This is a genomic window from Halomonas sp. DP3Y7-2, assembly GCF_019800795.1.
In the GTDB taxonomy this organism is placed as follows: domain Bacteria; phylum Pseudomonadota; class Gammaproteobacteria; order Pseudomonadales; family Halomonadaceae; genus Halomonas; species Halomonas litopenaei_A.
In genome coordinates, this window is sequence record NZ_JAHVKJ010000003.1 from 1 (window position 1) to 25876 (window position 25876).

17 protein-coding genes are annotated in these 25876 nt (G+C 62.9%); 14 read left to right on the top strand and 3 right to left on the bottom strand.

What is annotated here, in order from left to right; genetic code table 11:
• Positions 1-3332 (bottom strand): retention module-containing protein (locus tag KUV45_RS04300; RefSeq protein WP_222164287.1); only part of this gene is annotated, 3332 nt, incomplete at its 3' end.
• A 968-nt stretch (positions 3333-4300) separates the two neighbouring features.
• Between KUV45_RS04300 and KUV45_RS04305 the strand changes: the two genes are divergently transcribed.
• The 6 genes from KUV45_RS04305 to KUV45_RS04330 all read left to right on the top strand — a co-directional run bounded on the left by KUV45_RS04305 (position 4301) and on the right by KUV45_RS04330 (position 13984).
• On the top strand, positions 4301-5647 hold the full coding sequence (locus tag KUV45_RS04305; RefSeq protein ID WP_222164288.1) for a UDP-glucose/GDP-mannose dehydrogenase family protein: 1347 nt from the start codon (positions 4301-4303) through the stop codon (positions 5645-5647).
• A gap of 10 nt (positions 5648-5657) precedes the next feature.
• The gene (locus tag KUV45_RS04310; protein ID WP_224852003.1) at positions 5658-7247 is read left to right on the top strand and encodes a glycosyltransferase; all 1590 of its coding nucleotides are present in this window, start codon (positions 5658-5660) and stop codon (positions 7245-7247) included.
• Positions 7248-7352: 105 nt separating this feature from the next.
• On the top strand, positions 7353-8918 hold the full coding sequence (locus tag KUV45_RS04315) for a PilZ domain-containing protein (RefSeq protein ID WP_222164289.1): 1566 nt from the start codon (positions 7353-7355) through the stop codon (positions 8916-8918).
• Positions 8919-8991: 73 nt separating this feature from the next.
• Positions 8992-9843, top strand: coding sequence for a polysaccharide lyase (locus KUV45_RS04320; RefSeq protein WP_206944776.1), 852 nt, complete (start codon positions 8992-8994; stop codon positions 9841-9843).
• A gap of 38 nt (positions 9844-9881) precedes the next feature.
• Positions 9882-11156: an alginate lyase family protein gene (locus KUV45_RS04325; protein WP_206944777.1), complete on the top strand. Its 1275-nt coding sequence runs from the start codon at positions 9882-9884 to the stop codon at positions 11154-11156.
• Between the two features lie 29 nt (positions 11157-11185).
• Complete coding sequence (locus KUV45_RS04330) at positions 11186-13984, top strand: SEL1-like repeat protein (protein ID WP_224852002.1); 2799 nt, start codon at positions 11186-11188, stop codon at positions 13982-13984.
• 66 nt (positions 13985-14050) lie between these two features.
• On the opposite strand, the gene KUV45_RS04335 is transcribed toward KUV45_RS04330, so the two are convergent.
• Entirely contained in the window at positions 14051-14989 is a 939-nt protein-coding gene (locus tag KUV45_RS04335) for a LysR family transcriptional regulator (protein WP_222164290.1), read from the bottom strand.
• A gap of 312 nt (positions 14990-15301) precedes the next feature.
• On the opposite strand from KUV45_RS04335, the gene mgrA reads away from it, so the two are divergent.
• The 5 genes from mgrA (at position 15302) to KUV45_RS04360 (ending at position 20623) form a co-directional block, all read left to right on the top strand.
• Positions 15302-16330, top strand: a complete 1029-nt coding sequence (mgrA, locus tag KUV45_RS04340) for an L-glyceraldehyde 3-phosphate reductase (RefSeq protein WP_222164291.1) — start codon at positions 15302-15304, stop codon at positions 16328-16330.
• A 229-nt stretch (positions 16331-16559) separates the two neighbouring features.
• Positions 16560-16859, top strand: a complete 300-nt coding sequence (locus KUV45_RS04345) for a hypothetical protein (protein WP_222164292.1) — start codon at positions 16560-16562, stop codon at positions 16857-16859.
• 194 nt (positions 16860-17053) lie between these two features.
• The gene (locus KUV45_RS04350) at positions 17054-18472 is read left to right on the top strand and encodes a DUF1800 family protein (RefSeq protein WP_222164293.1); all 1419 of its coding nucleotides are present in this window, start codon (positions 17054-17056) and stop codon (positions 18470-18472) included.
• 96 nt (positions 18473-18568) lie between these two features.
• Positions 18569-19714: a DUF1501 domain-containing protein gene (locus KUV45_RS04355; RefSeq protein ID WP_222164294.1), complete on the top strand. Its 1146-nt coding sequence runs from the start codon at positions 18569-18571 to the stop codon at positions 19712-19714.
• A gap of 180 nt (positions 19715-19894) precedes the next feature.
• The gene (locus tag KUV45_RS04360) at positions 19895-20623 is read left to right on the top strand and encodes a DUF1826 domain-containing protein (RefSeq protein ID WP_222164295.1); all 729 of its coding nucleotides are present in this window, start codon (positions 19895-19897) and stop codon (positions 20621-20623) included.
• A 12-nt stretch (positions 20624-20635) separates the two neighbouring features.
• Here KUV45_RS04360 and KUV45_RS04365 read toward each other — a convergent pair whose 3' ends face one another.
• Positions 20636-21907, bottom strand: coding sequence for an NAD(P)/FAD-dependent oxidoreductase (locus tag KUV45_RS04365; RefSeq protein ID WP_222164296.1), 1272 nt, complete (start codon positions 21905-21907; stop codon positions 20636-20638).
• A gap of 280 nt (positions 21908-22187) precedes the next feature.
• Here KUV45_RS04365 and KUV45_RS04370 point away from each other — a divergent pair, with 280 nt between their 5' ends.
• From KUV45_RS04370 to KUV45_RS04380, 3 genes are all read left to right on the top strand, one after another.
• Positions 22188-24317: a bifunctional diguanylate cyclase/phosphodiesterase gene (locus KUV45_RS04370; protein ID WP_222164297.1), complete on the top strand. Its 2130-nt coding sequence runs from the start codon at positions 22188-22190 to the stop codon at positions 24315-24317.
• Positions 24318-24400: 83 nt separating this feature from the next.
• The gene (locus tag KUV45_RS04375; protein WP_222164298.1) at positions 24401-24997 is read left to right on the top strand and encodes a sigma-70 family RNA polymerase sigma factor; all 597 of its coding nucleotides are present in this window, start codon (positions 24401-24403) and stop codon (positions 24995-24997) included.
• Positions 24994-25734 (top strand): anti-sigma factor domain-containing protein, encoded by a 741-nt coding sequence (locus KUV45_RS04380; RefSeq protein WP_206944787.1) that lies wholly within the window; start codon positions 24994-24996, stop codon positions 25732-25734. The genes KUV45_RS04375 and KUV45_RS04380 overlap by 4 nt, the downstream gene beginning before the upstream one ends.
• The last annotated feature ends 142 nt before the right edge of the window (positions 25735-25876 follow it).

A 25876-nucleotide genomic window follows, 5' to 3' on the forward strand; every position in this document is an offset into this window, starting at 1 on the left:
TCGGCCGCGTCGTCGGTGGCCTCAGGCACGTCATCCTTGATATCGATGGTCAGGGCCGCGGGATCGCTGACGTCGCCGTCGGAGTCGGTCACCACCAGGCTGAACACGTCCTGGATGCCGTCGCTGCCGGTGCCCTGGCTGCTATGGTCGGTGGTGTTGTCGTCCAGGGTGTAGGTGTAGCTGTAGTCCCCATTCACCACGCTGACGACCAGGGTGCCGTAGGTGCCCTGCACGGTGCCGCCGTTGGTCACGTCCACGCCACTGATCACCACCGAGCCCACGCTGTCGGAGCCGGTATCGATGGCGATGGTGCCGCTGGTGGTCTCCAGGTCGGTGTCAGACTGACTGCCGTCGTCCAGACCGGCTTCGTCCACCTCGTTATTGCCAGACGCATTGGGCGTCTCGGGATTCACCTCCACCACCGGGGTCGCGTCCACGGTGATGGTCAGGGTCGCGTTCGCGGTATCCCCGTCGGCATCGGTAATGGTGTAGTCGATCAGCACGTCGCCTTCAAAACCCGTCGCCGGGGTAAAGGTCACGCTGCCGTCGTCATTGAAGCTCACGCTGCCCTGGCTCGGGTCCTGCAGCGCGGCGTTGGTCAGGGTCACCGGACCATCGGCGCCGGCCACGTCGGCCCCGCCCGCACTGCCGTCCAGCACGTTGACGGTGATCGCCACGTTCTCGTCGGTCTCGGCCGCGTCGTCGGTGGCCTCGGGCACGTCATCCTTGATGTCGATGGTCAGGGCCGCGGGATCGCTGACGTCGCCGTCGGAGTCGGTCACCACCAGGCTGAACACGTCCTGGATGCCGTCGCTGCCGGTGCCCTGGCTGCTATGGTCGGTGGTGTTGTCGTCCAGGGTGTAGCTGTAGCTGTAGTCCCCATTCACCACGCTGACGACCAGGGTGCCGTAAGTTCCCTGCACGGTGCCGCCATTGGTCACGTCCACGCCACTGATCACCACCGAGCCCACGCTGTCGGAGCCGGTATCGATGGCGATGGTGCCGCTGGAGGTCTCCAGGTCGGTGGCCGACTGGCTGCCGCCGTCGTCCAGACCGGCCTCGTCCACCTCGTTATTGCCAGACGCATTGGGCGACTCGGGGTTCACCTCTACCACCGGGGTAGCGTCCACGGTGATGGTCAGGGTCGCGTTAGCGGTATCCCCGTCGGCATCGGTGATGGTGTAGTCGATCAGCACGTCGCCTTCAAAGCCCGTCGCCGGGGTGAAGGTCACGCTGCCGTCACCATTGAAGCTCACGCTGCCCTGGCTCGGGTCCTGCAGCGCGGCATTGGTCAGGGTCACCGGACCATCGGCGCCGGCCACGTCCAGGCCACCGGCACTGCCGTCCAGCACGTTGACGGTGATCGCCACGTTCTCGTCGGTCTCGGCCGCGTCGTCGGTGGCCTCGGGCACGTCATCCTTGATATCGATGGTCAGATTGGCCGGATCGCTGACGTCGCCGTCGGAGTCGGTCACCACCAGGCTGAACACGTCCTGAATGCCGTCGCTGCCGGTGCCCTGGCTGCTATGGTCGGTGATGTTGTCGTCCAGGGTGTAGGTATAGCTGTAGTCCCCATTCACCACGCTGACGACCAGGGTGCCGTAGGTACCTTGCACGGTGCCGCCGTTGGTCACATCCACGCCGCTGATCACCACCGAGCCCACGCTGTCGGAGCCGGTATCGATGGCGATGGTGCCGCTGGTGGTCTCCAGGTCGGTGGCAGCCTGGCTGCCGCCGTCGTCAAGACCGGCTTCGTCGACTTCGCCGTTTCCGGAAGCGTTCGGTGCATCCGGCATCACCTGAACAACGGGCTCGTCATCCTCAACAACCACCCGCCAGGTGGCCTGGCTGGTGTCGCCGTCATTGTCGGTAAGGGTGTAGCGGATCTCAGCGGTGCCTTCGAATCCAGGGGCTGGGGTGTAGGTAATGGTGCCATCGGCATTGAACACCAGACTGCCGGCATCGGCGTCGACCAGCTCGGCCGCAGTGAGGCTGGCGCCATCGGCACCGAGGGTATCGGCACCGGTGGCATTGGTGACAACGTTGAGCGTGACCGCAGCATCGTCTGTCGTTTCGACAATGGCATCGTCCACCGCAACAGGCGCATCATCGATAATCAGAATGTCCAGCGAACCACCGGCACTACTGCCATCGACGTCCACTGCGCGAACCGCCAGGCTGTCCAGGAAGCCACCGTCTGTGGCACCCGCTTCGGCATCGTTATCCACGTTATTGGTCAACTGATAGGTGTAGCTGACCGTGCCACCGGCTGCGCTACCGGAAAAACCGGTCAACGTAAGAAGCCCGTGCTTGGTAACGATAGTGACCGGCGAGGTTCCCAGCGCGCTCAGCTGAGCAAAGGTGAGCGTAACAGGGCCTACGGACAGCGTTGACAAGCCATCCGGAGAGGTAAAACCAAAGGAACCGCTGCGAATCAGCTGCGTGCTATCTCCGCGGGTGCCGCCACTCAGATCGGCCTCGTAGAGGACCTGTTCAGCGCTGGACGCGCCCACCGGCAGATCGCCGGATCCCCCAGGATTCCCGGGACCGCCAGGTCCTCCCGGGTTACCGGGACTGCCAGGACCTCCTGGATTACCGGGGCCACCAGATCCCGGCGTGCCGCCGTCTCCAGGGCCATCGAGCCCGGTCAGTGTCACACCTTCGTCATCGTCACCGGGATCGACGGCATCGACGCCGGTGAAGTCACGGTCGATGAGCTCGTCACGTCCACCAAGATCAAACTGGAACGCCAGCGGGTCCACCAGCTCCACGATGCGCAGCAGACGGACAAAGTTGCTACCTTCATCATCGCCGCCGCCAGCGCCACCGGCAGCCGGATCTTCGAGGTTGTCAAAGAGATCACCATCTCCAGCATCGATCGCCGCGAGCAGGTCATTGAGCTCTGCGTCCCCCAACACGTTGTCGGCCTGATCGGCAAGCTCAGCGAGTTCGGCAAGCTCCTCACCCTCACCCGTGGAAGCCGCCTGTGTACCGTCGGGTACAGGGGCGTCAATCAAGGCAGCGCTGCCTGCGGCAAGCGGAACACCGAGGGAGTCCAGCGCACCGTCGCCCGCACTGTCTCCGGCTTCAGTGGTGTGCAGCACCGCATCGACGGCCCCCTGGGGGGATTCCCAAAGGCTTACCTGCCCGCTCCCCGTCAGCGCCTGAGGAGCACCGGTGCCGCCGGGAGCGATGGACACCTCACCACCCTGGGATGTCACCAGTCTCTCGCCGTCTTGGATCTGGTCTCCAGGACGAAGCTCTCGAAGCGTCCCGTCTTCGCTTTGAATCCACGCTTGCCCTTGAACCGCCACCACTGTCGCTGTGCTCATTATCGAGTCCCTGCCCCTGTCTCGCGGTGTGCCTCGCCGTCCCGGGTACCGTGGCCACAATGACCCCGCCAAGACTCAGCGCATCCCGCTAGTTATCTCCAGATAGCTGTCGGTGCGTTCCGTTGTTGCACATATCTGCAGTCTGCAAACAACCCGCACATCCAGCACAATTTGGAAGCAGTATTAGCGAAGCACCTTATGTCTCGGCATTGGACTCAAGTACAGGCACAAAGAGCATTCCGTTGCAGAACGCTCAGTTTGGTCAATTTTATAAGCATCAATCTTAGATTAGAGATGCATTTTCACACATCAAAATCATATAGAACTCACATTACCTAAGATTAAAATACTGGTACTCACTGCCGTGACCATATCTATCTGAGACACACCTTCTAACACTAGTTATCTAGTCATTTTCTGCTAACTCGTTAAATCAGCGATCTTTTGTGGTCCTGCTTCCTAGAGGGCGACGCCCAAGACGTGCCTCACTCTTTTGGGAGGCACGCCGGACAGCCGGCTCCCACCGTCTCTTCTCCTCCCCCCAGGCATGACGTTGCTAAGTCGTCAAAAACCGTCTTTAGCACCAGCGCGCCGCCCGCAGCGCCGGGGTGAATTCAGCACGCCTTCCTGATTCAGAAAAAAACACATAATTTCAATTAGTTATACCAACAAAGCTCAAGGCGTATCTAATGGGCAACATCTAGGGTGTTGATTTTTAAGGACTTATACAAAGCTCACATACATGCGTCTCTTTAGAGAGACACTTTCGTCTTTCACTGAGCCCGAACGGCTAGGCACGCCAAAGACGAAACGCCGTAGGTATCTGTTTTTTATATAAATCAATGAAACATGGCCCAGACTTTGCGCACCAGAACACCCAGTACAAGGCTTGACCCGCGCCACAGCACCACAGCGTGAGTGCACCTGGGCAGCCCCCACTACCACAGACGTTCGCAAGGAGAGGGTTCATGAAGATCACCATTCACGGTTCTGGTTACGTGGGTCTCGTCACCGGCGCCTGCCTCGCTGACGTAGGACACGATGTCATGTGTGTGGACGTCGACCAGGTCAAGGTCGCCCGACTCAAGCGCGGCGAAGTCCCTATCTACGAACCAGGATTGGAAGAGCTGATCCGCCACAACATGGATGACGGTCGTTTGCGCTTTTCCGACAGCCCACAAGAGGGTGTCGCGCATGGTCTGCTTCAGTTCATCGCGGTCGGAACTCCGCCTGACGAAGATGGCAGTGCTGACCTGACCCATGTGCTGGGTGTGGCGCAGACCATTGGCCAGTACATGGATGACTATCGAGTGGTGATCAACAAGTCCACCGTGCCGGTGGGTACAGCCGACAAGGTCACTCAAGCCGTTGCCAACGCACTGGAAGGTCGTCAGCTGGATGTCGATTTCGATGTCTGCTCAAACCCGGAATTCCTGAAGGAAGGGGCCGCCATCGAGGACTTCTCGCGTGGTGCTCGTATCGTGGTGGGAACCGACAGCGATCGAGTACGCCGCCTGATGCGCGAATGCTATGCGCCCTATAGCCGCCAGCGCGACAAGCTGATGTTCATGGAAGTCCGTAGTGCCGAACTGACCAAGTACGCAGCGAACGCCATGCTTGCGACAAAAATTAGCTTCATCAATGAAATCGCCAACCTGGCAGAGCATCTGGGAGCGGATGTCGAACAGGTGAGGCACGGTATCGGCAGTGATCCTCGCATCGGCTATCACTTCATCTACCCGGGATGTGGCTACGGTGGCTCCTGCTTCCCCAAGGACGTCAAGGCACTGGCGCGCACGGCCAGTGAAGTGGGAGCACCAGCGCGCATGCTTCAGGCGGTGGAAACCGTCAACAACAACCAGAAGACGCGACTGTTCGACAAGCTGGAACTTGCGCTGCATGGCAACCTCGAAGGACGCACCATCGCCATCTGGGGCTTGGCATTCAAGCCCAACACCGACGACATGCGCGAAGCCCCCAGTCGCGTGCTGATGGAGCAACTGTGGCAAGCCGGCGCACGGGTCCAGGCCTTCGACCCCGAAGCCGCTGCCGAGTGTCATCGCATCTACGGTGAGCGTCCGGACCTGTGCCTGTCAAAACAGCGCGATGCCGCCCTCGAAGGCGCCGACGCGCTGGTCATCTGCACCGAATGGAAAGCCTTCCGCACGGTGGACTTCGACAAGATCGCTCGCACGCTTAACCATCCGTTGGTCATCGATGGCCGCAACCTCTACTCCCCCGAGGATGTGGAACAAGCTGGGCTCGAGTACTACGCCATGGGCCGTGGAGCGTCTCTCCAGCAACCCAGGGTGTGAGGGCTCGACCATGTCATCACTTCCCAAGCACACCTCCGTGGCCAGCAAGGCCACGGAGTTGACCACCCTGGCTCTGCTGCTCGCCCTGCTCGTCGTGCTGGTCAGTGAACTCCCATCAGAGGTGTTCTCACCGGCGTCGAAGAGCTTCTTCTTTGCCATCGGTGCCGTGGGTGCCTGGCGCTACTCCTGGTGGTTCGTCCAGGCCCTGCGCTCGGTGTGGTACAACCGCCGCATCTTCCCTCGGATGCGGGCACAGGCCGATGCCTTGGGTGACGCCGGCAGGCCGTCGGAGCTGTACGTGCTGTGCACCTCGTTTCGGATCGATCCGGACGTCTGCTATCGCGTCTACGATGCGCTGATTCGCGAAACCCGCAGCTACGGCGTGCCGACGACGGTCTTCGCCTCGGTGTCGGACCAGACCGACGTGGACATCATCTCCCACGTCCTGCAGGAGCATGGCTGGCCCGGGCATATCGAAGTCAGATACATGTTCCAGAAGGGCGACGGCAAGCGCTCCGCCATGGCCGAGGTGCTACGTGCGATCTCCCGTCGTGCACCGGCACCGGACGCGCTATTGGTGTCCATGGACGGTGACATTCTGCTGGAACCCGGCACCCTGGAGCGCTCGCTGTCGTTCTTCGCGCTGCGTGATGACCTTGGCGCTCTGACGACCAACAACAGTGCGATCGTCACTGGCAACGATGCCACCAAGGAGTGGTACGACCTGCGCTACGCGCAACGCCACCTGGTGATGAGTTCGATGTCTGTGTCAGAGCGCCTGCTGGTGCTCACTGGGCGCTACAGTGCCTTTCGTGCAGACCTCGCTACCCACCCTGACTTCATTGACATGGTCGAGAACGACCACGTGGATCACTGGCGCTTCGGCACCTTCAAGTTCCTGTCCGGCGACGACAAGTCGACCTGGTACTGGCTGCTGAAAAATGGCTGGAAGATGCTCTACCTGCCGGACGTCTACGTCTCTGGCTTCGAGGAGCTACCTGATCGCACGCGCTTTTTCGCCTCTACCACCGATCTGATGCGCCGCTGGTACGGCAACATGCTGCGCACCAGTGGCCGAGCCATCGCCCTGGGTCCGCGCCCAATGGGGCTATTCACCTGGTGGAGCCTGATCGACCAGCGTCTCTCCATGTGGACGACCCTGATCGGGCCGTCGGTGGCGATACTGGTGTCCTTGTTCGTGCGCCCGTCGTTCATCTTCGCCTATGCCCTGTGGATTCTGTTCACCAGGGGCATCTCGACGTTGATTCTTGCCTGGCAGCGCGGTCGCTTCAGCCTGCTGTGGATTCCGCTGATCTACTACAACCAGGTCTACGGCGCCCTGCTCAAGACCTACGTGAGCTTTCGCTTCAATCGGCAGAAATGGTCGCGCCAGGGAATCTCTGCAGGTGAACCGGACAACCCCAAGGCGGTTCGTCGACAGCGGCGGATGGGGCATCTGCTGCATGCCTTCCACGTCTGCCTGATGCTGTTCGTGTTGACCCTGGCAACCGGTGTGCTGAAGATCCCGGACGCCACATCCCTCGACATTCTTGGTCAGTCAGGAGCCGCCGCTAGCCCCGCCACTGTTGCGCCTCCCTAGGGGCTCTACGCCGCGCCATTCAAGCGTCCCACGATACCCGATCGATACGCACGACCAGATACGTCCCGACACGGCCAACTTCGACACAGGATCTCAGATACCGCCATGAGCGATTACTTCGACCACCACGATCAAGAGACACCTTCGTCACGTCCTGCCTCTTCGCCCTCTCAACAGCGGGCAGAGCCTAGCCTCGGGCAGGCTGGCCATGACGCCAGTACCAGCAACGGTGACAGCCGCCCAGGCCTCGCCCACGAGCGACGCGATGAACGCCGCTATATCCGCGTCACGCCGACCTTTGAAGTGCGCTTCGAGGATGGCAACCGTTTTCGCGGCGTCGACCTGTCACAGGGTGGGTTCGCGATCGAAAGCCCGAAAGCCATGCGCAAGGATGCGCGCATTCGCGGCGAGATCGCCATCCAGACCGCCAGCGGGGAACTGCTGGTGCCGGTCGGCGCCAGCTGCCGCCACAGCCTCGCACAAGAGGGGCGCGCCGGTACGCATCACGCTGGCTTCGAGATTACCGACATTTCCCCCTCCCACCTGGAGCTGCTGCGCCAGGTCGTGCGAGCCCATCTGGCAGGACGGCCGCTGAACGTCGAACAGCTGTTGCAGGGTGAAGACAGCCAGACTCCCCGCAAGCGACGTGGAGCGGGCAGTGCACCGCAACCGGCGGCGCGTCCCCCCAAGCCCTTGGGTCGTTACGTGGCGCTGTTCATGGGCTTTGCGGTTCTGGCCATCGTGGCGGCGGCCACGGCCTACCGCAACTTCATGCTGATTGAACCCAGCTTTGCCGCGGTCACCGCACCACGCATCGATATTCGAGCCCCTAGCCCCGGTATCTTGATGGCCCATGAGCTGGAAGCCGGTGATCGCGTCACCCGCGACGAAGCACTCACGCGGGTCAAGGACGTAGACCTGGAGTCCGACCTCATTCTGGCCGAGGCGGCTCAACGCTATAACAGCCAACTGATCGAGAATCTGCAGGAAAGCCTGGATAGCGCCAACGGCGGTCAGGTCAGCCTGGCCAACTCCGCTGAGCCGGGCAACGGCGAAGCCGTCAGCTTCGAGACGGTGTCTCCCGCCATTGCCGAGGCCCGGATCGACCAGTTCGAGACGGCCAGGGACTTCCAGGCGTCCCGCGTCACCGCACTGCAGGCACGCCAGTCCCAGAACGAGATTTACAGCCCCTGCGACTGCCTGGTCGCCTGGGCCCTGTCCAGTTCTGACGGCACCTATATCAATGAAAGCGAAAAGATCATGACCTTGATGCGCACCGGTCAGGACGAGGTCATGGTCGAAGCCCTGGTCCATATGGACGACATCGACCGCATCGAGCCGGATCAGTTGGCCTACCTGTCACTGCCCAATGCCTCAGGCACGATCAGCGCCAGGGTGCGCAGTGTGGCTCTCGACATCGAGCGCCAGCCCCGCGCGGGTTTCCCCAGCTGGGTGCGCCAGCAGCAGAACGTCGCCAGCGTGCTGCTGGTACCGGAAAAGCCGTTGCCCGTCGAAAGCGTCGGCACCCCGGTGGACGTGCGCTTCACCGAACAGGCGCTGCTGGGCGCCACCGCCGAGTGGATCTGGCAGAGCGGCCGCGGCATCTACCAGCAGGCCAGTCGACTGTTTTCTTCCGCCGAGGAAAGCCCTGAGGCCAACCAGGCAGGCTGATGCCCTCGCCATCGACGCGTCAGGGGAGCGCCTCCCCTGAGCGCTGCATGACAGTGATCAAGGAGAACACGCCATGACCAACACGACGCGCCTGACCGCTTCTGTCCTCGCCGTACTGGCCGCACAACCGCTGCTGGTCCAGGCCGCTGACGAGCCAGGACGGCCCGATGTTGCTGCCTGCTCCACCCGCCTTCCGCTGGTAGCGTCTCCGGCGCCGATGCTTGGCGAGTCGAGCGCTCACGATGCGATTCGAGAGGGCTTTGACACCACCCGAACCTGGGGCACCGAGGAAAACGTCGAACTGCTCGCCGGACACGCCGAGACGCCCGCCCTGCGCGTGCATTATCCGCAAGGAACGTCCTCACCGGGAGACACCGACGTCGGTGGTGCCGGCTTCTACGCCGAGCCCGCCGAACTGTCAGGCAGCGACCACGCCTGCCTCAGCTATCGGGTCCGTTTCGAGCAGGGTTTCGACTTCGTCAAGGGCGGCAAGCTGCCGGGTCTGTTTGGCGGTGAAGCCCCCAGCGGCGGCGATGACGTCACCGGCGAAAACGGTTTTTCGATGCGCTACATGTGGCGCGAGAACGGTCAAGGCGAGCTCTACGAATACGTGGTGGGCGGTGACAACGACTACGGTGACTCCATTGCCCGTGGGCGCTTCAGCTTTCCATCCGGACAGTGGGTCACGCTGGAACAGGAAATCATCCTCAATGATCCCGGCCAGGCCAATGGCGTCGCTCGCGTCTGGGTTAATGGCCAGCCGCTGATCGAGCAGACCGATATCACCTATCGCACCAGCGACAGCGTTCACATCGACGGCCTCATGTTCTCCACCTTCTTTGGTGGACATGGCAAGGACTGGCGCACGCCGCGGGACCAGCACGTCGACTTCGCCGACTTTCACTTCTACGCACCACGTTCATGAGTGTGACGGCCCACGGGCCGTCAACAAGGAGACCCTGCATGCCTGACTTGCGCGGATCATCGCCTCGCATCATCGCCTCGGCCTGGACAGCGCTACCTGCCGTGCTGGCGGGCAGCCTTGCGCTGGCCGCCGTATCGACAGCGGCCCAGGCCATGACCCTGGAAGAGCGAGCCGAACTCGACCTCAGCGACTACCGCGTGACGCGACCTGACGCTTCCTACTTCGATGTGGACAGCCGCATGCAGATGCTGGCAAGCACCGATAACTCCATCTTGCTGCAGGAAATCGACCAGCTCTCCAACGGGCCGAGCTGCCAGCAGCTGCTGGCACAGGAACCGATCACGACCCGGCTGCGTATTCCAGGCTACTACCCCAGCCCCAAGGAGTGGGAGCTGGCCTCCCAGCCGCTGTTCGACTTTGAAGACAGCGTATCGATGCTGGCTGGCTCCTTCGTCGCCACCGCCGACGACTACTATGCACAGTGCCTGGTGTCGTTCCTTGATCAATGGGCGCAGCACGATGCCTTGACCGACTTCCACTACGATCCCATGGAGCCCCAGGCGTGGTTCGCCACCGAGTCGATGATCTTTGCCGCCGGCATGGCCTACTCGGTGGTGCGGCCCGAGGTCGAGGGCCACACCCAGGCCAAGCAGCGCATCGAAGAGTGGCTGAACCGGCTGGCGCACAAGCACGCCAAGATTCCCGGGCAGCCCGGTAACAGCTGCTGCAACAACCACTTCTACCGGCGAGCCCTCTACGCCAGCGTGATCGGGGTGGTGACCGAGGATGACGAACTGTTTCGCTTCGGTGTCAGCGCCATCTATTCGGCACTGTCCGACATGACTGATCAGGGCGCCTTCCCGCTGGAAATCGACCGGGGTCGTCGCGCCACTCACTACCAGAACTATGCCCTGCTCTACCTGATCACCAACATGCAGGTCATCGCGCGTCAGGGCTACGACATCTTCGATCTCGAGATAGACGGCCACAGCATCCACGATGCGGTGGACTTCGCCCTGACCATCTTCAATAACCCGGAAGCTCTTGGAGACCTTGCTCCTCGCGAGCAGTACACCGGTTTTCTCAAGGACAACCAGTATTTTGCCTGGATGGAGATCTACCAGAACCACTTCGATGATCCCCGCATCGAGGAATTTCTGACTCAGGTCCGTCCGGTCTACAACCGCAGCGCCGGCGGCTACCAGACGCTCTACTTCATGTCACCGCAGGCGCAACAGCACCTGGTCATCGACGAAAGCCGGCGCGAGACGACCGCCTTCGAAGGCCTTGCCGATGACGCTGTATCGCAGTGACCGATAAAAAAGCCCCAGGAGGCCTGCCCATGATGCTCCCCCACTTTCGCTCCTTTACTCCTCAAGGCCTGCGCTGGTCGAAGGCCTTTCCGCTGACCGCATCCGCCGCCATGGCCCTGTGGCTGGGCGGCTGCGCCGCGCCGGGCTCGCAGTTCCAGTCGACCGGGGTCGACCCGTTGCCGGCGCAGTACCAGGACTTCTTTGATGGCGAACAGCCGCGCAATCCCGAATGGATGCATGACAACGCGCTCGACAAAGCCGAGCAGCTGGTCGCCGCGGGACAGACCCGCGAGGCGATCCTCGAACTGAAGGCCGTGGCGGCCCAGGACATACCCAAGGCGTACTACGAACTGGGCAAGATCTGGGACCAGGGTAAAGGCATCCAGGCAGACCCCGCCAAGGCGGCCACCTACTATGAAGACGCCGTGCGCACCCCTTCCTACATACTGGGCCACGCATCGCTGAATCTGGCCAAGCTGAGCCTTGAGCAGGAAGGTGCCCCCTACCGCCCGGTACTCGCCTACTACCTGCTCGAACAGGCCATGGAGGAGCAGATTGGCCGTGACGAGGGGGTGGTCATGGCATCGCTACTGGCTCGCGGTGCCGACGGCGTTGCCGCCGACCCTCAGCGTGCCCTGGCGCTTTACCGTCAAGCGGCTGACACCGGCAATGCCGATGCCACTCTGGCCTTGGCCCAGGCTTACGCTGAAGGCGGCTGGCTGGACAACGACCCCGAGCGCTCACGCCAATATGCGCAGCGCTATGCCGAAGGCCTGCGCGAGCGAGCCGGTGGCGGCGACGTCAAGGCCATGACCGAGCTGGCCGAGCTGTACGCCGCGGATGGCCTGCTTGCCGGCAACGATGAGCAGCGCCTGCATTGGCTGACTCAGGCCGCCCAGGCGGGTGATCCTGGCGCTGTCGCCAAGGCCGGCCGTGAGATGCTCGAAAGCGGCCGCGCCGACCAGGGCGCTGAGCTGCTGAGTGAAGCGGCCAAGACGGGCGATGTCGATGCCATGGAGCGCCTGGGCAAACTGCTGCTCGAGGGAGACGGGCTCAGAGCGCGTCCCATGGAAGCCCGCTCATGGCTTGAAAAGGCCATCGCCGAAGACTCCGTGACGGCGCGTGTCACGCTGGGCCGTGCCCTGCTGGAAGGGGATGCATTGCCGGCCGAGCCGCAGCGAGGCATTCGCCTGCTCGAGGAAGCGGCCAACCGCGATGACGCTCTGGCCCTCGCGGTTCTCGGCCAGGTCTACCTGTCTGACGAACGGGTGCCGTCACAGCCGATCATGGCCGCTCGCTATCTTGAGCGTGGCCATGAACTGGGGCACCCCTTCGCCACCGAGCAGCTGGGACAGCTGTATCTCGAAGGCCGTGGCGTAGCCGCCAACCCGGCCCGCGCCGAACGCCTGCTGCGCGAGGCCATCGAGCAGGGCCAGACCGGCGCCTTGCGGGTACTGGGTGAGGCCTACCTGCAGCAGGACGGCCCGCTGGCCTACCAGCCCAATGAAGCAGAGCGCCTGCTGTCCCAGGCCGTCGAGGCGGGCGACACCAGCGCGGCCACTCGCTTGGGTGAAGCCTACCTCACCGGCGACCTGGCCGGTGGTCAAGGCCTCCAGCAGGCCTCTGTACCCTCACATCCGCAGACGCCAGCCGCGTCCTCGACCATGTCATCAACCACGTCATCAACCAGGCTTCCCACCCCATCGGCGCAGCCGGAGGTCAGCCCCAGAGTCGAGGCGGGTCGTCGTCTGCTGACACAAGCTGCCGAGCAGGGCGACGCCTATGCCATGGTGGTGCTGGGCCGAGCCTATCGCGATGGTACCGGTGTCGAGCGCGACCTGACCGCGGCGACAGACTGGCTTGAACGGGCCGAGCAAGCGGGCCATCCCTCCGCGGCTGAAGCCCTGCTGCGCACCCAACGGGATCGCGGCAAGGCCGGCGATATCCAGGCCCTGATCGCTTCTGCGCGCCAGGGAAACGTCAACTCCATGGCGGATCTCGGTCGCGCCTATCGTGACGGTCAGGGCATTGGCCAGAACAACGCCGAGGCCAGTCGCTGGCTGGAACAGGCCGCTCGTCAGGGTCACCCTGGCGCCGCCGCCGCCCTGGGCCGGATGTACCTGGACGGTGATGGGGTCAGCAGGGATCCCGCCAAGGGCGCCGAATTGCTCAAGATGGCGGTGGCGGGAGGCCACGCCGGCGCGCGAGCAGACCTTGGCGAGCTGCTGCTGAGCGGTAATGGGGTCGACGCCGACCCTGAGCGAGGCCGTCAGCTGCTGCAACAGGCTGCAGAAGCAGGCAACCAGTACGCTGCCCAGACTCTGGGTGAGGCCTATCTGGATGGCCAGGGTGTCACCGCCGATGGAGAGCAGGCCGAACGCTGGCTCAGCCAGGCCAGCGAGGCCGGCAACCTGTCGGCCCGCTCCGCCCTGGGCACGGCGCTGATTCGCGGCGACCAGCAACTGGCCCAGGACGTACAGCGAGGAGAGCAGCTTTTGACCAGCGCAGCCGACCAGGGGCATGCCGGCGCCCAGGCCAACCTTGGCCGCGAATATCTGCGCGGTGACAACCTGGAGCGTGATACTCGGCAGGGAGCCGACTATCTGCTGCAAGCCGCTCGCCAAGGGCACGAGACCGCACGGCTGGCCCTGGCCAAGGCCTATCTGGCCGCCAACGGCCTGGAAAACGCCAACCGGGAACAAGCGCTGGTATGGCTGGATGGAGTGATGGACGGCAACTCGCAGCTGGCCTCCCAGACCCTGCATGACCTGCTGTCTGACGAAGCCACCCTGGCCGCCATGCCCGCTGCCATGGAAGCAGACAGCTAATGTCCTGGCCGGCCGGGGCCCACGCCCTGGCCGACCTAGCCATCTCTCCCACCCTATCTCTCCCCCCTATCTCTCCCCCTCTATCTCTCCATCCCCGCCAGTGTCGCGAGAGCGCGGCGCTGGCTTGCTCTCTAGACGCTCACTCAGGGCCTCGATAAAGGCACGCAGCTTGGCCGACTGGCGAAGTCTGGGCGGGTAGATCATCTGAATGGTACGCGTGCGCTCAGCATACGTCGGCAACACCTCCACCAGCTCCCCCCTGGCCAGATCGTCGGCCACCAGATAGTCTGCCACTCGCACGATGCCCCGACCTGCCAACGCCTGCTGACGCAGCAGTCGATGATCATTGATGCTCAAGCATCCCTCCAGGGTGACGTCCTCCGAATCGAACGACCACAGCTGTTGCTGGGTGAAGGTTAGGCAACGATGCTCGCGCAATTCCGCCGTGGATTGGGGCTGACCATGGCGCGCCAGATAGGAAGGTGCCGCGCAGCAAACCGCGCGGTAGCGCATCAGCGGACGCGCGATCATGCGCTCCGGTGGAACCAGGGTCGAGCGAAATGCCAGATCAAAGCGCTCTCGTGTCAGGTCATGGTTGCGATAGCTGACGTCCAGGTGCAGGCGTAGTTCGGGATGGGTGCGCTGAAAGTCGTTACAGATGTCCATCAGGTAGTGCTCGGCAAACAGCACCGGCGCCGTAATACGCAGCTCTCCTGACAGGCGCCCGCCAGCGTGCTCGAGCTCTCTTCCCAGCTCTATCAGGCTATCCTGCACCTGGTCCATGCGCCGCAGCACGCGCTCACCATCTTCAGTGAGCCGCACGCTCCTGGTCGAACGAATCAAGAGACTGACGTTGAGGTCACGCTCCAGACGCCGGACCTGCTCGGACAAATAGCTTTTCGACACGCCGGATTGTTCGGCAGCACGGGTAAAACTCAGCGTGCGGGCGACATCGGCGAACAGTGCCATCCGCTCCAATGTCTTGTGATCAGGACTTGCCATCATCAGATTCCTACCAATAAAGGACGGTCCGCACCACGAATGACGCCGTGCTTGCAGTAAAACTCTACCCTTGCTGAATGACCGGTGACAGGCCTTACTGTTCACCTGAACGAACAATGTTTTCTCGCTACTGACTTCTAGCGAACGCTAGCCCTAGCTAGAGTGTGGGCAGCCAGAGTGAGGTCGGCCAGGGTGCGGGCAGCCAGAGTGTAGCTTCCCGGCAGGCGTCATCACCCTGGAACCCTGGGCATGCTCCAGGTCCTGGCACTATCCCCTCGGCCCCTCATGTCCGCCCTTGTCACGGAGGAAATCAGCATGACCTACCATCCTGCAGCAGACCGCTATGAACGCATGCGCTACCGGCGCTGTGGTCGAAGTGGTCTGAAACTTCCTGCCCTGTCGCTCGGCCTGTGGCACAACTTCGGTCACAACGCCGACGAGCGCAATGCACGCGACATTTGCCGCACGGCGTTCGATCACGGCATCACCCACTTCGACCTGGCCAACAACTATGGTCCGCCCCCCGGCAGCGCCGAACAGATGTTTGGGCGTATTCTGCACTCGGACTTTGCCGGCCATCGCGATGAGCTGGTGATATCCACCAAGGCGGGCTACCACATGTGGCCTGGGCCCTACGGTGAATGGGGTAGCCGCAAGTACCTGCTGTCGAGCCTCGATCAGAGCCTTGCGCGAATGGGCATCGACTACGTCGACATCTTTTATTCCCATCGCTTCGACCCAGAGACGCCGCTGGAAGAGACCATGGGAGCGCTCGACCACGCCGTGCGCTCGGGCAAGGCGCTCTATGCCGGCATTTCGTCCTACAGCCCAGAACGCACCCGCGAGGCCGCCAGACTGCTGCGCGACATGGGCACGCCATGCCTCATTCATCAGCCCAGCTACTCGATGATCAATCGCTGGATCGAAGATGACGGCTTGCTCGACGTTCTCGACGAGGAAGGCATCGGCTCAATCGTCTTCTCGCCCCTCGCCCAGGGACTGTTGACCAGCAAGTATCTCGATGGTGTGCCCCAGGACAGCCGTCTGGCCAAGGGAGGCGCCATCCGCGAGGACCACCTGTCGGACGACAACCTGAGGCGGGTAAGGGCGCTCAACGATATCGCCGCGCAACGGGGCCAGACCTTGGCCCAAATGGCGATTGCCTGGGTCCTGCGCCAGGGCCGCGTTACCACCGCACTGATTGGCGCCAGCCGGTCGGAACAGGTCGTCGACTGCGTCAGAGCACTGGATAACCCAGAATTCAGCGACGCAGAGCTCGCAGAGATCGACCGCTACGCGGTGGATGGCGGCATCAATCTTTGGGCGCAGTCATCCAAGGCCTGAAAGCACGCGCCTCGTCATGAGGCGCATGTGCCAATACTGCTGCGTCAGCACGATTCCATGGTAACGCTCGGCCGCATGCCGCGTAGCGCTGCTCGGCTTTGCGGCTCTGTGCCTCCACCCTGCCGTCAACTGAGGTCATGGCAGCTGCAAAAAGAATTTGAGTGATTGCTCAAGATGCGTTTGAATAGCCTCCTAAATACCGGCTGGACAGCCAATGAGGAGTATCACCATGGCACGCGTCATCAACCGCACCCTGCTGGACTGGGGGCGACTGACCGCCAATCTGGTCACCTACCCGGAGGGTCATAGCGTCTATCGTCATAATGACCCCATGGGCGGCGGCCGGTACTTCAAGCTGAACATGATTCTCAAGGCGCCCAAGGCAGGAGGCGTGTTCGAGACGGAGCGAGTGATCTTCAACCTGTTCGACCGGGTCATCCTGTTCCGGCCTGACCTTTACCAGCACAGCGTGTCGCGGATCGAGAAAGGCCAACGGGTGCTGCTGAGCCTGGCCCTGCATACCCCGTAGCAAGCGACTATCAGTGAAGCGTTCATCAACGTTTCTCGCTGGCTCTCTCGCTCTTCTCTCGCCCTTCTCTCCACCCCGTCGCACGCGAAAACCTCGATACCTTGCCGAATCAGCCGCCACTCAAGGAATAAGGGAACCTGGCGTCTCCTCCCCGGCCAAAGCCAGCATGGCCTTCGTCTTCAGGAGTCGCTGTGGTGTCTGATGCTCTGGTATTGGCGGAAATCGCCGCCAGCCGGTTCGGCCTGGGTCCCCGGCCAGGAGAGATCGAGCAGATTGCTCACGATCCCCAAGGCTGGGTGCTGGCCCAGCTGGATGCGCCCCAAGAGGCCCTGCTAGGCCCCGGAGGAACGCCACTGCCCTCCACGCTCGACTATCTGGAGCGCTTCGCCCAGTTTCAGCGCGACCATGCCGAGGCACGGCGACGCATGGCCCGGCAGACGGCAGCTGGCGGGACCTCGCTACCGCGCCTGTCCCAGCGCTTTGGTCGCGATCTGCAGGCGGAACGACAAGCTCGGGCACGACAGCAGTGCCTGACGGGTGCCCCGGTTCTGGAACGCTGGGTGATGTTCTGGAGCAATCACTTCTGTGTTTCCGCCGATCGCGGCAAGGTCGTGATGCTGCCCGGCGCCTACGAGCGCGAGGCCATCCGCCCCAACATTACCTCCCGCTTCAGCGACCTGCTGCTGGCAGTGGAACAGCACCCGACCATGCTGCTGTACCTGGAAAACGCAGACTCTGTCGGCCCTTCCTCGGCCGTTGCTCGCGCCGCTCGCCGACGGGCCTCCCCCCGATCTCTGGGGCTCAATGAAAACCTGGCCCGGGAAATCCTCGAGCTTCACACCCTGGGCGTCGACGGGCCATACGACCAAGCAGATGTCGTCGCCCTGGCCCAGGCGCTTACCGGCTGGCGCACCCCGCTGGAGATGCCGCCGGCCACGAACCCACCTGATCTGGGCTCCCATGGCAGTGTCTTTCACGAAGCGGCCCATGAGTCAGGTCCACGGACCCTGCTGGGACAGCGATTCTCTGCAGATGGCGCCGGTCAGGGTCAAGCCATGCTGCGCCTGCTGGCACAGCATGAATCGACAGCTACCTTCATCGCGCGCAAGCTTGCCGGCCATTTCGTGGCAGACCATCCTCCGGCAGAGCTGGTCAGCGCCTTGGCCAGGAGCTTTCGCGATCAAGACGGCGACCTTGCCGAACTCTACCGTACCCTCTTCCGTCATCCTCTTGCCTGGCAGCCCGGGGCACCCAAGTTTCGCCGACCTGAGGAGTTCCTGGTGGCCCTTTATCGCGCCTTGGACAAGACCCCACCTTCGACGGGAAATCAGTGGGAACAGGAGCTGCGTCTACTCGGCCAGCGCCCCTTCTGGCCTGGCTCTCCCGCCGGGTGGAGTGACGACAGCCGTGACTGGATCGGCGCGGATGCGCTGTATCGACGTGTTGCACTGGCACGCCGCCATGGACGCGACAGTACGGAGGAACCGCTGGCTCTGGCGGAGCACTGCCTGGGACCCAGGTTACGCGAGGAGACCGCCGTCGCGATCAGCCAGCAGCCCCCTGGGATCGGCCGAGCCATGGTGCTGGCAAGCCCGGAATTCCAGTGGCGCTAGTCGCCCGACATCCTCCTTTTCGACCGTCTCATTTTCGACCTTATCATTCCCGACACTCTCGATCCTGAACCCTGGGGATTGGCTACGGAGGCTGCCATGCTGAATCGACGTGACTTTCTCGGACGCCTGGCGCTGGGGTGCAGCATGTGGCTATGGCCGCCCCTCGCCAGGGCCGAGACACACCAGGCGCGTCCTCGTCTGGTGGTGGTATTGCTGCGTGGTGCCCTCGATGGTCTGACAGCACTTCCTTGCCCCGGTGATCCGGCATACGCCAGCCTGCGCGGAGACCTTGCGGCGGCACTGCACCCGACAGCCCCTATGCTGAATGACACCTTTGCGCTGCATCCGGCGCTGTCATTCTGTCAGCAACGCTTCCTGGCGGGTGACATGGCCGCCATACACGCCTGCGGCCAGGCCTATCGGGGACGCTCACACTTCAGTGCCCAGGACTGCCTGGAGAACGGCACCGACCATCCGGTTGGCCGTCGCACCGGCTGGCTCAATCGAGCCATTGGCGAACAGGCTCACACCCAAGGCATCAGCCTCACGGATGACCGCCCTTTGATGATTCGAGGGCCCGCCCCCATCACCAGTTGGGTCCCCTCCCCCACCTCGGACGCTACCCGCGTGCTGGCCGCCAGAATGAGCGCGCTCTATCGACACGACGAGCGGCTGGGTCCGGCCTTCGCTAGAGCCTTGGAGATGCAGCGCATCGTGTCAGATGACGTGGTGGGCGGTACCCGCCTGGAGGACATCATGCCGGCGGCGGGACGCTTTCTGGCACCTGCCGAGGGAGCCAGTGTGGCGCTGATCGATGACCAGGGCTGGGATACGCATGCGCGCCAGAACGCCGTACTGGCGCGCAAACTTGCCGACCTGGATCACGGCCTGTCAGCGCTGCATCGGCAGCTCGGCGCTAGCTGGCGGCATACGGCCGTGGTGGTAATGACCGAGTTCGGTCGCACCGTTCGCGTCAACGGCAGCGGTGGCACCGACCACGGCACCGCCAGCTGCGTGCTGCTGGCTGGCGGCGCCATCCGAGGGGGCAAGGTCCACGGCGACTGGCCGGGTCTCGCTCGCCTTCGCGACAATAGAGACCTTGTCGCCGCTCAGGATATTCGCAGCGTGCTGAAGGGAGTGCTGCGAGATCATCTGGGGCTGCAGCGTGCCGCACTGGATACCACCGTCTTCCCGGACAGCAGGACCATCGCCCCTTTTGAAGGGCTGATCAGAGCCACCTGATACCGTCGTCTCTCCCCCAATACTCGCTCAGGGTTCCTCACTCAGGGACCACGTCACCGCTTGGTGCTTATATCAGAGACGAGGTCCTGTCGGCTGCGCCAATGCATGGAGGTAAGGGGGGCTTTCATCGGGCATATTGTTACGATATAACATATAAAAATCTCCCAGGAGCCTTCCTTCATGTCGCTTTCTCAGCCGCGCCCCGTCGCGCCCTCCCTCCCTCTTGGCTCAAGCAGCGCGCTGGTCGACTCTTCCCAGGCCGCCGCCGCGCCCCTGCAGGCTCACAGCAACGTGCCACACTGGGCGATGGGTACCGAGGCCAGCGTGTTGCCTCGAATCTATGAAGACACTGTCACCATCTCCGTGCTCCAACGGGCCCTGCCTGCCGTTCTGGCAAGCAGCGCTCAGGCCCAATGCCACAGCGAGCGACTGTGGAGCTTTCAGTGGCTGGGTCCCGCCAATACGGACATGAAGCAGGCCCTGCTGCGCAGCTTGCCTGCGGCTGAGCAAGCGACAGCACTGATCGACGACGTCCTGCTGCTGACGGAGGCCATGGGAATGCTGTTCGACACTGACAGCCTGGGGGTCAGACTGCGCCTGATGAATGCCGCGATGTGCCCGCGCTTCCATTGTGACAAGCTGCCGGTGCGCCTGGTCACGACCTATGTCGGCGCAGGCAGCGAATGGCTTCCGGAGTTTGCCGTCAATCGTCAGGGACTGGGCGCTCCGACCCCGGACAAGCCCGACGTGCTGCGCGAGCCCAGCGCGATTCGGGCGCTGGCACCAGGGGACCTGGCGCTGTTGAAGGGAGATGGCTGGGCCGGCAATGAAGGGCGGGGCCTGGTCCATCGCAGCCCCGCCATGGCGTCGGGCGGTCGACGCCTGCTGCTGACGATTGATCCGGCCTGAGCCGGCGCGGGCTCAGTGGACCTTGAGACGGGGGCCCACTGAGCGACCGAAGGCATCGCTCACCGCTTCGGCAGCACCCTTCCAGGGGCCCAGCAAGAGGAACTGATGCTGTCGCTGCAGGCCCTGATACGCGGCTCGGGCCAGGCGCCCGCGCAGCGTGATGTCATCAGCAAAGACGCCGCGCAGGGTACCCACGCTGCCCGCCTCGCCCAAGGACAGCAGGGTCCCCTTGTCCTCGTAGCGGAAGGGGGCCGGGTCATCTCCTGCCAGAAAACGCGGCAGTTCTCGGGCCAGGTGTTCGGCCTGCTCGCTGGCGGCCTGAGCGGTAGGAGGCGCCGGGCTTTCCTCGATCCAGGAGCAATCCCCAAGTGCAAACACCGCGTCATTGTCCATGGCCTGGAGGCTCGGCCTAACGATCCACTGGCGCTTGTCATTGACCGCAAGCCCCTTCATTCGACTCGCCAGCGATGGGCCAACCCGTCCGGCCGCCCAGATGGTCATGTCGGCGGGGAAGGACTGACCACCCTCGGTGGTGACACGCTGGGCGCTGACCGCGTTGACCTGCTGCGCGGTATGAATGTCGACCCCGGCCTCCTGCAGACGAGCCTGCACGACGTGCCGTACTTCGTCGTCCATGCCAGGCATAAAGGTGTCGGTTGCCTCCAGCAAGGTGACCTTGACCTCGGGCTGGATCTCCTTGGGCGCCATGCTGGATGCCCTGGCCTCGGTAGCCAGCAGGCCAGCCAGTTCGACGCCGGTCGCCCCTGTTCCCACGATGGCGACATGATAGGGATCGCTGCACCCTTGGGAGCGGCGCGCCAGCAGACCGGCCGAGAAATGGCGATACAGTCGTTCTGCGTCTCGCTCGCTATCGAGCAGGAAGGCATTGTCGAGAACGCCGTCGACCCCCATGTCCGGGGTCACGCCCCCCAGTGCCAGCACCAGTGCGTCAAACGACAGCTGTCGCTCGGCGACCAGTACACGCCCGTTGTCGTCCTTCCATGGCGCCAGGGTAAGACGCTTGTGGCCAGCGTCTACGTCAACCAATTCGCCCTGCTCGAAACGAAATCCCCACTGCTGCGCCAAACCTGCGTAATCCAGCTCATCAACGCTTGCCCGGGTGAAACCCGCCGCCAGCTCGTGCAGACGAGGCTTCCACACATGGGTCGCAGCGCGATCCATCAGCAACACGTCCTTGTGCCCGGCCTTGGCCAAACGAATGGCCAGTTCCAGGCCGCCGGCTCCACCACCAACAATCACGATGCCCTCACTGCGAGTGTTCACGGGACCTCCTGTCGATGGCCTCCCGGACGATCCGGCAGGCCTTGGATCAGGCCTACCCTAACATCGCTCACTGATGCTTGCGCCCCGATACGTCGGTCGCCAGGGCATTCGACGTGTACGAAAGACAGTTAGAGCATTGCCGCTATACCACTGACATACCTAAGAAAAATAAGAAACATATGACGTAACGTTAAGTTAAACCAGCGCGGAGTTTCTTCTAAAGGTATGGTAGGTGCCTTTACGGCCAACACCGCTATCACTCCTTGAGGATCTCTCCTGCATGGACCATACCGTTGCGTCCTATCATCCCGCGCTCGTCGTGCTGAGTCTCGCTATCGCCGCCATTGCCTCATTGACCGCGCTGGACCTGGCAGGCCGGGTCAAGTCCAGTCGCGGACTGGCTCGGCAGCTTTGGCTGGCCGGGGGCGCCTTTGCTATGGGCACCGGCATCTGGTCGATGCACTTTGTCGGCATGCTGGCCATGGATACGGCTTCCCACTCCGCCTACAACATCCCGCTGACCCTTGTCTCACTGCTGGCCGCCTTGCTCGCCTCGGCACTGGCCCTGGCGACCGTGCAGGGAGGTCGGCTCACCTGGCCCAGGCTGACATCCGGTGCCATCATCATGGGCACTGGCGTGTGCCTGATGCACTACATCGGCATGGAAGCCATGCTGTCGATCACCGAGCTGCGCTATCGCATCGATCTGTTTCTGGCCTCGGTCGCCGTTGCCGTTGTCGCCTCAGCCCTCGCCCTCACCCTGGCCTTTCGACTGAATCGTGAAGGCATACGATCTCCGCTATGGCAGCGGGGTCTTGCTGCGCTGATCATGGCCGTCGGCATCGCTGGCATGCACTACACCGGCATGGCTGCTACCAGCTATCAGCGCGTGCCCATGGCCGTCGATGCCGGCGGCCTGGGTAACGGTCAGCTCGCCTTCCTTGTGGCATTGGCCTCGATCTTCATCATGGTGACGGCGCTGCTCATCTCCATCTACGACGCCCACCTGTCGTCGCGCAATGCGCTGCTGGCCGACTCGCTGCAACGCGCCAATCAAGAGTTGAAGGATCTGGTCCACCAGGACGCGCTGACGCAGCTTCCCAACCGGCTCAAGCTCGAAGAGCACCTGGACGCGATGATTGCCACCGAGTCTGCGAGCTTCGCGGTGTTTTTCGTCGATCTGGATCGCTTCAAGCAGGTCAACGATTCGCTGGGACACCATGCTGGTGACGAACTGATCAAGGGCGCCGCCGCCCGGTTGAAATCAGCGGTGCGCGATGGCGACCTGGTCGCCCGGGTCGGTGGCGACGAGTTCATGATCGTAGCGGGCCCCAACATCACACATGGCGATGCAGAGGCCATGGCGCGCCGAATTCTCAGCGCGCTGGACAAGCCCTTCCAGATTCACAAGAGCATGGTGAAGGTTTCCACCAGCCTGGGGATCAGCCTGCATCCGGAAAACGGCAGGTCCCGCCACGACTTGATGGTGCATGCTGACGCCGCCATGTACAGCGCCAAGCAGAACGGCCGCAACACCTACCAGTTCTTTGCACCCGACATGACTCACGCGGCGGACCGCCGCAGCATCCTCGAACAGCGCCTACGCCATGCCCTCGACAACGACGGTCTGACCCTGGCCTACCAACCCAAGATCAATGTGCACAGCGGCCAGGTGGCGGGAGTAGAAGCCCTCTTGCGCTGGCACGATGAGGAACTTGGCCAGATTGCCCCCGATGAAGCGATTCCTCTGGCGGAAGACTGCGGGCTGATACTGCCACTGGGTGAATGGGTCCTGCGCACGGCCTGTCGCTTCTCCTGTCAGTGGATGGAGGAAACCGGCCAAGCCCTGCCGGTAGCCGTCAATATCTCGGCAATTCAGCTGAACCACCGAGGTTTCGTCGACACCATCAAGACCGTGCTCACCGATACCGGCCTTCCGCCCAACCTGCTGGAACTCGAGTTGACCGAGACCTGCCTGGTGCAGAACCCGGATCGCGCCATGGAAGTCCTGGGCACCCTGCGGGAGCTCGGGGTACTGATGTCCATTGACGATTTCGGTACCGGATACTCGAACCTTACCCAGTTGAAGAACCTGCCCGTCGACCGCCTGAAGATCGATCGCAGCTTCATGGAAGACGTCGCCAACAACAGCCAGGACGCGGCGATCGTCCGGGCCGTCATCTCACTGGCCCGAAGCCTTGGGCTGCATATCATCGCCGAGGGGATCGAGAACTCGGAGCAGCTGGCGTTTATCAGCAAGCTTCAAGGGCATGAGTACCAGGGATACCTGTTCAGCAAGCCCGTCCCTGCAGCCGAATTAAGGCGCCTTCTGGAGGAACGTGCCACGCAGGTGCTGGTCGATCAGCCGCTACGCGGTCACGGCATCCCGCCAGACCAGCTACCGGCCTGAATCGCCCCGCCCTGTGCCACTTGACCCGAACCGGCCGGCCGCGTCACGCTGCCCAACACGCCCCCGTCACAGAGATCCCATGAATGACGCATGTCCAACGCCTGGAATCTGACACGTCCGCGCCGAGTGATGCGCAGTCTCCTCAAGACAGGCTGGTGATGCTGTTGGCTCGAGTGGAAAAGGGCGACCGAGAGGCATTTGCCGAACTGTACCAGGCAACCTCGGCGAAACTTTTCGGCACCGTGCTGCGTATTCTCAAGGACACAACGTGGGCAGACGATGTCATTCAGGACGTTTACGTGACCATTTGGCAAAAGGCAGATCGCTTCGATCAACAGCGCGGCTCCGTCATCGGCTGGATGGCGACCATCGCCCGCAATGCGGCCATCGATGACCTGCGCAGAGCACCCCGCCACCAGAGTGAGGACGACAGTCATCTGGAGCACGCCGCAGCTACCCAGGCCTCGGCCTTCGAGCAGCGAGACCAGGACGAGTCCTCCGACCGCCTGTCGCAGTGCCTGGAGGAACTGGAGGAGACACGCAGCCATATGGTCCGGCTGGCCTATCTGGACGGCTGGTCGAGGGCCGACCTGGCCACCCATTTCGGGCAGCCCGTCAACACCGTCAAGACCTGGTTGCATCGCGCTCTCAAGCAATTGAAAGGATGCTTGTCGACATGAGCGATCTTACTGACAAGGACCTCCTTGCCGCCGAGTTTGTACTCGGCACACTCGACGATTCCGAGCGCCAGCAGGTCCACCGGCAACGCCAGCAAGATGGCGAGCTTGAGCAGCTGATCCAGGCCTGGGAGGCACGGCTCGCGCCCCTCGGTGATGAGGTCAAGTCCATTGCTCCTGGCCCTCACCTGCTGGCGCGTATCGAGCGACGTATCGACGCTGTCGAAGCTCGGGCCGCGTTGCAGCATAGCGATGATCGGGTTACCCGGCTGCGCCGTCGTTTAACCCTCTGGCGAGGGATGGCAGGGGTCTCTTCTGCCGCAGCGTTGATACTGGCAGCCTTGCTGGTGGGTGCACCGACGTCATCTCCCGACCAGTCCCAGTTTGTCGCGGTGTTCCAGCAGGACGACCAGCAACCCGCCTTCATGTTGAGCGTCAACCTTGAACAGCGCCGCCTGCACGTCATGCCCGTTACCGCCAAGCCGATGGAAGACCGCTCTTACCAGCTATGGATCAAGGAAGCCTCCCTGGGGCCGACGCCACAGTCGGTGGGGGTCCTGGACGACGACCTGAGCATCGACCAGAGCGCTCTGCAGCAGTACTCGCCCGAGCTGCTGAAACGGGCCACCTTTGGTATCAGTGTAGAGCCCTCGGGAGGCTCACCCACCGGCCAGCCCACGGGCCCCGCCATTCACGGGTATCTGTATCCCACCCAGGCCCCCGGCAACCAGCGTCTCTAGCCATGGCGGCAGAGAGGCCCCCTTCCTCATCTGCCGCGTCGGCTTTGTCAGCACCAGCTCAGGACCCGTGGATTCTTCTGATCTATTGCCAAGGGGTGCCTGCGAAGTGCCTCCTTCAGCGTTCTCCCAACGTCAGTCGCCG